The sequence below is a fragment of the Thermus kawarayensis JCM 12314 genome (assembly GCF_055393575.1).
Window position 1 is genome coordinate 2,006,405 of record NZ_AP043756.1, and the last position, 11,475, is coordinate 2,017,879.

10 protein-coding genes are annotated in these 11,475 nt (G+C 65.8%); 8 read left to right on the forward strand and 2 right to left on the reverse strand.

What is annotated here, in order from left to right:
- Positions 1–7 precede the first annotated feature (7 nt).
- Entirely contained in the window at positions 8–412 is a 405-nt protein-coding gene (locus ACZ5RK_RS10920; protein WP_054647471.1) for a hypothetical protein, read from the forward strand.
- Positions 409–849: an MOSC domain-containing protein gene (locus ACZ5RK_RS10925; protein WP_464909185.1), complete on the forward strand. Its 441-nt coding sequence runs from the start codon at positions 409–411 to the stop codon at positions 847–849. The genes ACZ5RK_RS10920 and ACZ5RK_RS10925 overlap by 4 nt, the downstream gene beginning before the upstream one ends.
- A 120-nt stretch (positions 850–969) precedes the next feature.
- Here the strand turns inward: ACZ5RK_RS10925 and ACZ5RK_RS10930 are convergent, their stop codons facing one another.
- Both ACZ5RK_RS10930 and glnA (ACZ5RK_RS10935) read right to left on the reverse strand, forming a co-directional pair.
- Positions 970–2,628 (reverse strand): bifunctional metallophosphatase/5'-nucleotidase, encoded by a 1,659-nt coding sequence (locus ACZ5RK_RS10930; protein ID WP_464909186.1) that lies wholly within the window; start codon positions 2,626–2,628, stop codon positions 970–972.
- A gap of 558 nt (positions 2,629–3,186) precedes the next feature.
- Positions 3,187–4,626 (reverse strand): type I glutamate--ammonia ligase, encoded by a 1,440-nt coding sequence (gene glnA / locus ACZ5RK_RS10935; RefSeq protein ID WP_464909187.1) that lies wholly within the window; start codon positions 4,624–4,626, stop codon positions 3,187–3,189.
- Between the two features lie 317 nt (positions 4,627–4,943).
- Here glnA (ACZ5RK_RS10935) and glnA (ACZ5RK_RS10940) point away from each other — a divergent pair, with 317 nt between their 5' ends.
- The 6 genes from glnA (ACZ5RK_RS10940) (at position 4,944) to ACZ5RK_RS10965 (ending at position 11,446) form a co-directional block, all read left to right on the forward strand.
- Positions 4,944–6,284 (forward strand): type I glutamate--ammonia ligase, encoded by a 1,341-nt coding sequence (glnA, locus tag ACZ5RK_RS10940; protein WP_464909188.1) that lies wholly within the window; start codon positions 4,944–4,946, stop codon positions 6,282–6,284.
- A gap of 145 nt (positions 6,285–6,429) precedes the next feature.
- On the forward strand, positions 6,430–7,602 hold the full coding sequence (locus ACZ5RK_RS10945) for a branched-chain amino acid ABC transporter substrate-binding protein (protein WP_464909189.1): 1,173 nt from the start codon (positions 6,430–6,432) through the stop codon (positions 7,600–7,602).
- 64 nt (positions 7,603–7,666) lie between these two features.
- Positions 7,667–8,635, forward strand: a complete 969-nt coding sequence (locus ACZ5RK_RS10950; RefSeq protein ID WP_464909190.1) for a branched-chain amino acid ABC transporter permease — start codon at positions 7,667–7,669, stop codon at positions 8,633–8,635.
- On the forward strand, positions 8,632–9,960 hold the full coding sequence (locus tag ACZ5RK_RS10955; RefSeq protein WP_464909191.1) for a branched-chain amino acid ABC transporter permease: 1,329 nt from the start codon (positions 8,632–8,634) through the stop codon (positions 9,958–9,960). The genes ACZ5RK_RS10950 and ACZ5RK_RS10955 overlap by 4 nt, the downstream gene beginning before the upstream one ends.
- Positions 9,957–10,736: an ABC transporter ATP-binding protein gene (locus ACZ5RK_RS10960; protein ID WP_464909192.1), complete on the forward strand. Its 780-nt coding sequence runs from the start codon at positions 9,957–9,959 to the stop codon at positions 10,734–10,736. Before ACZ5RK_RS10955 ends, ACZ5RK_RS10960 begins: the two co-directional genes overlap by 4 nt.
- Positions 10,733–11,446, forward strand: a complete 714-nt coding sequence (locus ACZ5RK_RS10965; RefSeq protein ID WP_464909193.1) for an ABC transporter ATP-binding protein — start codon at positions 10,733–10,735, stop codon at positions 11,444–11,446. The genes ACZ5RK_RS10960 and ACZ5RK_RS10965 overlap by 4 nt, the downstream gene beginning before the upstream one ends.
- The last annotated feature ends 29 nt before the right edge of the window (positions 11,447–11,475 follow it).

Sequence of the window (11,475 nt, forward strand, 5' to 3'; positions counted from 1 at the left end):
GGAGATCATGAGGAAGCGCTGGCTTATTCCCTTGGGGCTTTCCCTGCTGGGCTTCGTGGTGGCCGAGGTGCCCGGGGTGGTGGCGGGCAACTACGCCCAGGGGCCCCTGGGCCTCACCCTCCAGCCGGCCCCGGCCAAGCCGGGGGAGGGCACGGTGTACAAGGTGGGGGCCTACCCCCTCTACACCGCTGAGCTGGCGGATGGGGAGGGCAAGGAGCTGGTGATGGGCTACTGCTCCATCTGCCACAGCGTCACCTACATCACCATGCAACCGCCCCTGGCCAACTGGAAGCCCACCGTGGACAAGATGCTGAAGACCTACGGGGGCGAGAAGTTCATCCCACCGGACGCGGCGGAGAAGATCCTCGCCTACCTGCAGGCCCACTACACCCCGGAGACCCGCAAGGAATGAATCGGGTCGTCTCCCTCCACCTGGGCCGGGAACCGGGCCTTCCCAAGCCCCAGGTGGAGGAGCTCTTCCTCGTGGCAGGCCACGGCGCCCTGGGGGACCGGCATGCCGGCAAAGACCCCGACCGGGCGGTCTTGGTGGCGGGGCTTGGCCCTTACGAGAAGGCCAAAGGAATGGGGATAGAGCTCCCCTACGGGGCCCTGGGGGAAAACCTCCTCCTCTCCCTGGACCCGCACGGACTTCCCCCGGGAGCGAGGCTAAAGGCGGGGGAGGCCCTTCTGGAGCTTTCCTACGTCTGCACGGTGTGCAACAGCCTTTCCCAGTTTGACCTCCGCCTGCCCAAGCTCCTCTACGGGGGGCGGGGGGTGTACGCCCGGGTCCTCCAGGGCGGGTGGGTGCGGGTGGGGGACCCGGTCCTCGTCCTCGTCCCCGTGCGCTGAGCGCCTGCGCCACACGAAGGCCCTTTTGTGGCCCTGTCGCGGCGAAAGATGCGACCACCCCCGGGGAGGTCTCCCCGGGGGCCCTCTCTTGCCTTCGGCGCCAGGAAAGGCGGGACGGGTTTACGCCCCCACCAGGCCCGGCACCCGGTAGGCAAAGTAGGCGGGCCTCTCCCCCTTGGGCTCGTTCAGGACTTCTACACGGCCCTCGAGGCCCGCCTCCACCGCCTTGAGCTCCTTCAGGTAGTCCATGAAGCTCTCGGCGTCGGCGAAGCCCGTGTCCACCCTGTAGCCCTTGGCCTCCTTGAGAACGGTGAAGCCGTCGCCCCCGTTGGCGATGAAGTTGTTCACCACCACCCGGTAGGTGGCCTCGAGGTCCAGGGGCACGTACCCCTTCTCCGTCCTCACCTCCACCCGCACCACCCGGCTCCCCGCAGGCCGGGAGAGGTCAAAGGTGTAGCGGAGGCCGGAGACCTGCAGGAATCGGCCCGCCTGGTTCTCCCACTGGGAGACGCCGTTCTCCAGGGCGGCCAGGACCTCCTTCCCCTTGAGGTCCATCACCACCAGGGTGTTCCCGAAGGGCAACACCTCGTAGACCTTGCCCACGGTGATGGGGCCTTTGGGGATGGAGGCCCGGATGCCGCCGCCGTTTTGCAGGGCGATCTGGGTGCCGGCGTTCTTGGTCTTCCAGAGCATCCCGTCGGCGATGAGGTTCCCCAGGTTGCTCTCCCGCCTGCGCACGATGGCCCTCTCCCCCACCAGGTCCACCTTGGCCTCGGCGATGACCTGCCCCATGAGGGCCATCACCGGCTGGGCGTAGGCGAGAAGGGCCTCCCTGGCAAAGAAGTCCTCCGGGGCGGCCTCCGGGGTCATGAGGAGGGGCTCGCCCTTGTAGGCCACCACCTCCCCCTTGGCGTCAAAGGTGACCTCCAGAAGGCCCACCACCTTGCCCCACTCCCAGGCCTGCACCACCAGGACCTCCTTCCCCTCGGGGTTCCTGACCACCGTGGGGTAGGGCCCCATGGGGCTAAGCTCCTTGTGGGGGAAGCTTCCCAAAAGGGTGTGGGAGTGGCCCCCCACGATGACCTGGGCCCCCACGAGCCTCCGGGCGAGCTTGAGGTCTTCGCCGTAGCCCAGGTGGGAGAGGACCACGATCTTGTTGACCCCCCGCTTCAAGAGCTCGTAGACCGCCTTCTGGGCGCTCTCGTAGGGGTCCAGGAAGGCCACGGTGGGACCGGGGTTGGCGATCTCCTTGGTGTCCGGGGTGGTGAGGCCGATGACCCCGATCCTCTCCCCCCCCACCTGCACCACGGCGTAGGGGGCGAAGAGGCCCTGGAGACGGGGCTCGCGGCTTGCGTCCACGTTGGCGGAGACCACCTGGAACCGGGCCCCCTTGAGGAAGTCCGCCAAGGGGCCGGGGCCCAGGTCAAACTCGTGGTTCCCCAGGGCCATGACCCGGTAGAGGGCCCGGTGCATAAAATAACGGTCCGCCAGGCCCCGGTACTGGTTGAAGTAGAGGGTGCCCTGGAAGACGTCCCCCGCGTCCAGGAAAAGGAGGTTCCGCCTCGAGGCCCTAAGCCGGTCAAAGAGGGCGATCCGGCGGGCCACCCCTCCCACCGGGGTCTTCTTGCCGGAGAGGGTGAGCTCCACGGGCTCCAGGTGGGCGTGGGTGTCGTTGGTGTGGACCAGGGTTAGGGTAAAGCCCCCTTGGGCCTTACCGAAGGCTACCCCCAGGGGGGTCAGGGCCAAACCCGCTTTCAATACCTCCCGCCGTCTGAGCATACGCAACCTCCGGCCCTTAGTCTACCCACCCCCAGGTCAGGAGAAGGTCAAGTTCCCCCTTTATGACCTTGCACTGCGCTAAGTACACGTCAAAGCTTCCAGGGGGTCTACCTCCAGGGCTCTTCTTCCCTTCCCCCTCCCCATGCCCCCAGGAAGAACGCCCAGGGGGTGAGCAAGTCCAGCCCTGCCCGGAAGAGGCCCTTACCAAGCCGCGCGTGCCCCTTGGGCCTGACCGGACCCCACCCGGTGCGGAAAGACCTCCGTCCGAAAGGTCCACACGAGGGCTAGGCTCGAGAGGGACTACCGGGTGGGCAAGCTTCTCCCCGTCACATGCATGGACTCCAGGTCCGACCCCTGCCCCTTCAGGGCACAAACTCTATCCCCCACCTAAGCCCGTACACTTCCCGCACCCGCCGGGGTCTAGGCCTCCTGCCCAACCGGGTGGGCGCAGGTTCATCTTAAAGGGGGGGTTCCCGGTTTTAACGTGTACTGAGCCAAGCGGCATCCAAAAGCGTCAGGAGGGGCGGGAACCCCTCCCGACGCCGGTCCAGACGCCCCCTAGAGGTCGTAGTAGAGGTAGTACTCCATGGGGCTAGGTCTCAGGCGTACCTGGGCCGCCTCCTCCCGCTTTAGGCGAATCCACTCCTCCAAGAGGTCCTCGGTGAAGACCCCACCCTTGAGGAGGAAGGCGTGGTCCCGCTCCAGGGCGTCCAGGGCCTCGTCCAGGGTCTTGGGGAGGTGGCGGATGCGGCGGGCCTCGCGGGCGGGCAGGGCGTAGAGGTTCTTGTCCACGGGCTTGGGGGGCTCGAGGCCCCGCTCAATCCCGTCCAGCCCCGCCATGAGCATGGCGGCGAAGGCCAGGTAGGGGTTGGAGGAGGGATCGGGGGCCCGGTACTCAATCCGCTTGGCCTTGGCCGCCTCCGGCCCCACCTGGTACATGGGCACCCGGACTACGGCGGAGCGGTTACGCTTGGAGAGGATCAGGTTCACTGGGGCCTCGTAGCCGGGAACCAGCCGGCGGTAGGAGTTAACTGTGGGGTTGGTCAGGGCCGCCAAGGCCGGTCCGTGGGCCAACAACCCGGCTACATAGTGCAGGGCCAATTGGGAGAGTTCGGCGTAGCCCTTCTCGTCGTAGAAGAGGGGGGTGCCGTCCTTCCAGAGGGACTGGTGGGTGTGCATGCCGCTGCCGTTGTCCCCGTAGATGGGCTTGGGCATAAAGGTAGCCGTCTTCCCCGCCTGGTAGGCCGTGCTCCGGACCACGTACTTGTAGAGCATGACCTTGTCGGCCATGCGGGTGAGGCGGTCAAAGCGGATGTCAATCTCCGCCTGGCCGGCGGTGGCCACCTCGTGGTGGTGCACCTCCACCTCAATCCCTACGGCCTCGAGGTTCTTAACCATCTGGTTGCGGAGCTCCTGATACTTGTCCACGGGCGGGGCCGGGAAGTAGCCCTCCTTGGGGCGGATCCAAAGCCCATCCCCTCCCTCCCTGCCGTTCCCGTTGGCCAGGGCCTCCACGGAGTAGAGGCGGAAGCCGGCATCGTAGGGGTCCACGGTGAAGGCCACCTTGTCAAAGATGAAGAACTCGATCTCCGGCCCCCAGTAGCTCACGTCGGCAATGCCTGTCGCCTTGAGGTAGGCCTCGGCCCGCTTGGCAACCCCCCGGGGATCGCGGCTGTAGGCGGCCTTGGTGATGGGGTCGTAGACGTCGGCCACGAAGACCAAGGTGGGACGGCTCGCAAAGGGGTCCAGGAAGGCCGTGGTGGGGTCGGGGAAGAGGAGCATGTCGGACTCGTGGATCTCCTGGAAGCCGCGAATGGAGGAGCCGTCAAACCCCGCCCCCTGGGTGAAGAGGTCCTCGTCTACCGCCCGCGCGGGCAGGGTGAAGTGCTGCCACCTTCCCGGCAGGTCGGCGAAGCGGAGGTCCACGAACTCCACACCCTTTTCCCGAATGTAGGCCAGCGCCTCTTTGGGGTTTTGGAACATCCTCACCACCCCCACCCGTAGTTATACGCCGGGGCTCGGCAAAATGTCAAGCTACTCTTGGACAATCGTTCACTTTGTTGTGTACGACCTGCAACTTCTGTCCGGGTAAAGTTCACTTAGGTGCGGCAATCCTTGCCAATCGTAAGACAAAGTTGGGACACTAAGCCAATCGCTCTGGGCCGGACCCATTCTTCAGTACGGTCGTGCAGGCTACCCTGCATGCGAAGGCAAAAATCTTGACTCCAACCCGGGGATGGAGTAGGCTACTTGCGACAAGGGATCGGCTGCCTTTGTCCGTATGTGCAAGAAAGTCGGTACAGGAGGTCAAGGAGATGGCGCAGACCAAGGCGGAAATCCTCAAGGCGCTCAAAGGGGAGAAGGTCAAGTTCTTGCGGCTCCAGATCACCGACATCCTGGGCGTGGTCAAGAACGTGGAGGTTCCCGAGTCCCAGTTTGAGAAGGCCCTGGACGGGGAGATCATGTTTGACGGCTCCTCCATTGAGGGCTTCACCCGCATTGAGGAGTCGGACATGCTCCTCAAGCCCGACTACAACACCTTCGTCATCCTCCCCGACCAGGTGGAAGACCCCGCCCGGGGCCGGGTGGCCCGGCTCATCTGCGACGTGACCTACCCCGATGGCCGCCCCTTTGAGGGAGACCCCCGCTTCGTGCTCAAGCGGCAGATTGAGCGCCTTAAGAAGCTCGGGTTTGACAACATGTACGCCGGCCCCGAGCCCGAGTTCTTCCTCTTCCTGAGAACCCCGGAGGGCCTCCCCACCACCGAGACCCACGACAAGGCGGGCTACTTTGACCTGGCCCCCATTGACAAGGGGGAGGAGGCCCGCCGGGACATGGTGAACGCCCTGGTGGCCATGGGCTTTGAGATTGAGGCCAGCCACCACGAGGTGGCCCCCGGGCAGCACGAGATCGACTTCAAGTACGCCGATGCCCTCACCACCGCCGACAACATCGCCACCTTCAAGTGGGTGGTGAAGCGGATCGCCCTCAACCACGGCCTCCACGCCACCTTCATGCCCAAGCCCATCCGGGGCATCAACGGCAGCGGCATGCACACCCACCTCTCCCTCTTCAAGAAGGGGGAGAACGCCTTCTTTGATCCCAAGGCCGAGTACCAGCTCTCCCAGACCGCCCTCCACTTCATCGCCGGGCTCCTGGAGCACGCCGAGGGCATGGTGGCCATCACCAACCCCCTGGTGAACTCCTACAAGCGCCTGACCCCAGGCTACGAGGCCCCTACCAACATCGCCTGGTCCGCCTCCAACCGCTCCGCCATGATCCGGATCCCCGCGCGCCGCGGCGTGGGCACCCGGGCGGAGCTCAGGATGCCCGACCCCTCGGCCAACCCCTACCTGGCCCTGGCGGTCATGGCCGCCGCCGCTATAGATGGCATTGAGCGCAAGCTCCTGCCCCCGCCCCCCATCCAGCGGAACATCTACCAGATGAGCGTGCGGGAAAGGCGGAAGCACAAGATCCGCGAGCTTCCCGGGACCCTCCGGGAGGCCCTCGAGGCCCTCCGGAAGGACCCCGTGATCCAGGAGGCCCTGGGGGAGCACGTCTACACCCACTTCCTCCAGGCCAAGCAGATGGAATGGGACGACTACCGGGTCACGGTCCACCAGTGGGAGCTGGACCAGTACCTGGCCACATACTGACCCCGGGTATCCCCGCCCCCACCCTGAAGGGGGGCGGGGACTGACCCACAGGTCAGGAATAAACTTTCAGCGGGGCATTGACAAACCCACCTACCCCCCCCTTAGAATAGGGCCGCAACGCGAACGCGTGCTTAAGGAGGTTGGTATGAGGAAAATCGGGCTTCTGGTAGCAGGCGCGGCTGCACTGGGCATGGCCTTGGGACAGGCCAACGTCATCAAGATCGCCACCCAGTCCCCCCTCTCCGGTCCCCAGGCCGCCTTGGGCGAGCAGATCAAGCTGGGGGCGGAGCTGGCGGTGGAGGAGGCCAAGGCCCGGTTCAAGGCCCTGGGCTTTGACCTGGTCCTGGTGCCCTACGACGACCAGGCCAACCCCGATGTGGGCGTGGCCAACGCCAACCGCATCATCAACGACCCCGACATCCTGGGCGTGGTGGGCCACCTGAACTCCGGCGTGGCCATCCCCTCCAGCGAGGTCTACGCCCGGGTGAACCTGGTGATGGTCTCCCCCGCCAACACCAACCCCCGGGTCACGGACCGCAGGCTTCCCAACGTCAACCGCATCTGCGGGCGCGACGACGTGCAGGGGCCCGTGGGAGCGGAGTACGCCTTCAACAACCTCAAGGTGAAGAACGTCTTCGTCATCCACGACAAGACCGCCTACGGCCAGGGCCTGGCGGAGGAGTTCAAGAAGCGCCTCGAGGCCCTGGGCGGCAAGGCGGTGGCCTTCGTGGGCACCGAGGAGCAGTCCAACTTTACCCCCATCATCAACCAGATCCGGGGAGCCCGGCCCGTGCCCGAGCTCATCTACTTCGGGGGCATCTACAGCCAGATCGGGCCCTTCGTGAAGCAGCTCCGCGAGCGCGGCGTAAAGACCCGCCTCATGGGCGGCGACGGCCTGGACTCTAGCGAGTTCGTGCGCCTGGCAGGCAAGGAGAACGCCGCCGGCACCTTCTACACCACGGTGGCCGGCCCCGTCTCCGCCTTCCCCAAGGCCAAGGCCGTGGCCCAGCGCTTCAAGCAGAAGTACGGCAAGGACATGGAAGGCTTCGGCATCTACGCCTACGACGCCGCCAACGTGATCCTCACCGCTTTGGAGAACGCCATCAAGGCCGCCGGCAACAAGAAGCCCACCCGGGAGCAGGTGAGCCAGGAAGTGCGCAAGGTCAAGATGGAGGGGCTCACCGGCACCATTGAGTTTGACGACAAGGGTGACAACAAGAAGGCCAAGTACTTCGTCATGCAGGTGGCCGCAAGCGGCAACTGGGCCGACAACAAGCTCATCCGCGTGATCGAGATGGCAGCCCCCGGCGCCAAGTAGGCCTCGAGGAAGAGCAAGGGGGTGGCCTGAGGGCCACCCCCTTGGCCCGGAGAAAGGAGGTCCTTTGCTAGAGCAGATCCTCTCCATCCTGCCCCAGGTGATCTTTGACGGCCTGGTGCTGGGGTTTGTCTACGCCATGGTGGCCCTGGGGTACACCATGGTCTACGGCGTGCTGGAGCTCATCAACTTCGCCCACTCCGAGATCTTCATGATCGGGGCCGTGGTGGGGGTAGAGGTCTTCCGCTACCTGGCTCCCCATGTGCCAAACGGCTTCCTCCTCCTCCTCATCGCCCTCCTCCTGGGCGGGGCCCTGGCCGGGGGGACGGCCATCCTGGTGGAGCGCCTCGCCTACCGCCCCTTGAGGAAGCGGGGCACCACCAACCGCCTGGTCCCCCTCATCACCGCCATCGGGGTCTCCTTCATCCTCCAGGACCTGGTGCGCCTCATTGAGGGCCTCTGGCACAACGAGTTCTTCCTGCGCATGCGCACCGTGGAGGACCTGGAGGGCTCCTTTAACCTCTTCGGCGGGGCCATCTTCGTCCAGACCAAATCCCTGATCCTCATCGTGGTCTCCATGGCCATGCTGGTGGGCCTCACCTATCTGGTGAACCGCACCAAGCTGGGGGTGGCCATCCGCGCCGTGGCCCAGGACCTTTCCACCGCCAGCCTCATGGGCATTGACCCCGACCGCATCATCTCCCGCACCTTCCTCATCGGCGGCTCCTTGGGCGGGGTGGCCGGGGTGCTCTTCGCCCTGCAGTACACCACGGTGAGCGCCTACGTGGGCTTCCTGCCGGGCATCAAGGCCTTCACCGCCGCCGTTTTGGGCGGGATCGGCAACATCCCCGGGGCCATGCTGGGAGGCCTCGTGCTCGGCCAGCTGGAAAACTTCTTCGGCACCTACCTGCCCATCCTTACCAACGGCAACTTCGGCACCGAGTACAAGGACGTGGTGGCCTTCCTCATCCTGATCCTCATCCTCCTCTTGCGGCCCCAGGGCCTCCTGGGGCAGGTGGTCAAGGAGAAGGTATGAACGCCCTTGCCCTCGTCCTAAGCCTGGGCTACCTGGCCCTCGCCTTCTGGGCCCCGGGAGCCTTGAGCAACTTTTTCGGCCTAGGCGCCCTCCTCTACGCCGCCTTCGCCCGCCTTTCCCCGAACGCCCGCGCCCTAAGCCTGGCCCTCCTCACCCTGGCCTTCACCCTAAACCTGCAACGCTCCGGCAACACCCTAGGCCTCATCGGCCTGGTGGGCATCCTGGTGGCCCTCACCACCCTGCCCAGGATCCCCACCTGGATCCGGGTCCTCCTGGGCCTGGCCATCCTCCTCCTTTCCGTCCCCATCGCCGGCTTCGCCAACACCTTTGTCTTTGAGCTGGGCATCCAGATCGGCATCTACGCGGCCATGGCCCTGGGCCTCAACGTGGTGGTGGGGATGGCGGGGCTTCTAGACCTGGGTTACGCCGCCTTCTTCGCCGTGGGGGCCTACACCTGGGCCATCTTCGGCTCGGAGCAGGCCAGGAACTTTCTAAAGGGCCACTTCCCCCTGCCCGGGGAGTACATGTACCTCTTCATGGGGATCGCCATCGTCACCACCGCCATCACCGGCCTCCTCATCGGCCTGCCCGCCCTGCGCCTTAGGGGGGACTACCTGGCCATCGTCACCCTGGGCCTGGGGGAGGTGGTGCGCATCCTGGCCAACAACCTGGACCACCCCATCAACTTCACCAACGGGCCCCAGGGCATCACCCCGGTGATGCGCCCCCCCATAGACGGGTTCCGCTGGCTCATGGCCCACCTGGGGGTGCGCCTGGACCAGACCACGGACTACCAGCTCTTCTTCTACTTCCTGGTCCTCCTCATGATCGGCCTGGTGGTCCTGGTCAACGTCAACCTGGCCAACTCCCGCTTTGGCCGGGCCTGGGTGGCCATCCGGGAGGACGAGGTGGCCGCCCGCTCCATGGGGATTCCCCTCCTGCCCACCAAGCTCCTGGCCTTCATGACCGGGGCGGCCTTCTCCGGGGTCATGGGGGTCATCTTCGCCGCCCAGCGCACCTTCGTCTCCCCCGAGTCCTTCACCCTCCTGGCCTCCATCACTATCCTGGCCATGGTCATCCTGGGGGGAATGGGCTCCATCCCGGGGGCCATCCTGGGGGCGGCCGCCCTCACCATCCTCAACCTGGACGTCCTCAAGACCTTCAGCGAGTTCGTGCGCACCAGCTTTCCCCAGATTCCCAGCCAGGTGGACCCCGCCAAGTACGAGAGGCTGGTCTTTGGGCTTATCCTGGTGCTCATGATGATCTTCCGCCCGGAAGGGCTTATCCCGGAAAGGCGCCACCGGGCGGAGATGGAGGAAGCATGAAGGCCCTGGAGGTCCATGGCGCCACCAAGCGCTTCGGCGGCCTGGTGGCCGTGAACGACGTGAGCCTCTCCGTGAACCAGGGGGAGATCTTCTCGGTCATCGGCCCCAACGGGGCGGGCAAGACCACCTTCTTCAACCTCCTCACCGGCATTTACGCCCCCGACGAGGGCCGGATCCTCTTCTTCGGCAAGGACATCACCGGCTTCTCCCCGGACCGCGTGGCCAAGGAGGGAGTGGGGCGCACCTTCCAGAACATCCGCCTCTTCGGGGCCATGACCGCCCTGGAGAACCTCCTGGTGGGCATGCACGTCCACATCCGGGTCCCCTACTTCCACGCCGTCTTCCGCACCCCCCTTGCCCGAAAGGAGGAGCGCCGCGCCAAGGAGGAGGCGGAGCGGCTCCTCGCCTACGTGGGGCTTCTCCACCGAAAGGACGAGCTGGCCAAGAACCTCCCCTACGGGGAGCAGCGCAAGCTGGAGATCGCCCGGGCCCTGGCCCTCAAGCCCAAGCTCCTCCTGCTGGACGAGCCCGCCGCCGGGATGAACCCCAGGGAGACGGAGGAGCTTCAGGAGTTTATCCAGAAGCTCCGGGAAGAGCTGGGCATCACCATCGTCCTCATTGAGCACGATATGCGCCTGGTGATGCGCATCTCCCACCGCATCGCCGTGCTGGAATACGGCTCCAAGATCGCCGAGGGCACCCCCGAGGAGGTGCGCAGGAACCCCCGGGTCATTGAGGCCTACCTGGGCAAGGGGGCGGCGGGAGGTGTGGCATGAGCCTCCTGGAGCTTAAGAACGTCCACACCTACTACGGGCACATCCACGCCCTCAAGGGCATCTCCCTCCGCGTGGAGGAGGGGGAGATCGTCACCCTCATCGGCTCCAACGGGGCGGGCAAAAGCACCACCTTGCGCACCATCAGCGGCCTGGTGAAGCCCAGACAGGGCGAGGTCCTCTTCCGGGGGAAGCCCATCCACCGCCTGCCCGCCCACGAGATCGTGGCCCTGGGGGTGGGGCACGTGCCCGAGGGACGGAAGATCTTCCCCCGGCTCACCGTGGAGGAGAACCTGGAGATCGGGGCCTACCTGGAGAACGACCGCAAGGTGGTCCAGGAGCGGAAGGAGCAGGTCTACGCCCTCTTCCCCAGGCTCTACGAGCGCCGGGGCCAGAAGGGGGGAACCCTCTCGGGGGGGGAGCAACAGATGCTGGCCATCGGCCGGGCCCTCATGCAAAACCCCCGCATCCTCCTCATGGACGAGCCCTCCATGGGCCTGGCCCCCGTTTTGGTGGACGCCATCTTTGAGATCATCCAGAAGCTGAACCGGGAAGGGCGCACCATCCTTCTGGTGGAGCAAAACGCCCGCCTGGCCCTGCAGATCGCCCACCGGGGCTATGTCCTCGCCACGGGGGAGATCACCCTCCATGGGCCCGCCCGGGAGCTCGCGGAAAACCCCGAGGTGCAGAGGGCCTACCTGGGGGAAGGGTGAGGGGATACCCCGGGCTTGCGCCCCCTTGG

What these genes read in the sequence shown, in the direction of transcription:
- ACZ5RK_RS10960 (WP_464909192.1), top strand. Translation starts at nt 9,957, where the DNA reads ATGAAGGCCCTGGAGGTCCATGGCGCCACCAAGCGCTTCGGCGGCCTG.
- ACZ5RK_RS10920 (WP_054647471.1), top strand. Translation starts at nt 8, where the DNA reads ATGAGGAAGCGCTGGCTTATTCCCTTGGGGCTTTCCCTGCTGGGCTTC.
- glnA (WP_464909188.1), top strand. Translation starts at nt 4,944, where the DNA reads ATGGCGCAGACCAAGGCGGAAATCCTCAAGGCGCTCAAAGGGGAGAAG.
- ACZ5RK_RS10955 (WP_464909191.1), top strand. Translation starts at nt 8,632, where the DNA reads ATGAACGCCCTTGCCCTCGTCCTAAGCCTGGGCTACCTGGCCCTCGCC.
- ACZ5RK_RS10945 (WP_464909189.1), top strand. Translation starts at nt 6,430, where the DNA reads ATGAGGAAAATCGGGCTTCTGGTAGCAGGCGCGGCTGCACTGGGCATG.
- ACZ5RK_RS10925 (WP_464909185.1), top strand. Translation starts at nt 409, where the DNA reads ATGAATCGGGTCGTCTCCCTCCACCTGGGCCGGGAACCGGGCCTTCCC.
- ACZ5RK_RS10930 (WP_464909186.1), bottom strand. Translation starts at nt 2,628, where the DNA reads ATGCTCAGACGGCGGGAGGTATTGAAAGCGGGTTTGGCCCTGACCCCC.
- ACZ5RK_RS10965 (WP_464909193.1), top strand. Translation starts at nt 10,733, where the DNA reads ATGAGCCTCCTGGAGCTTAAGAACGTCCACACCTACTACGGGCACATC.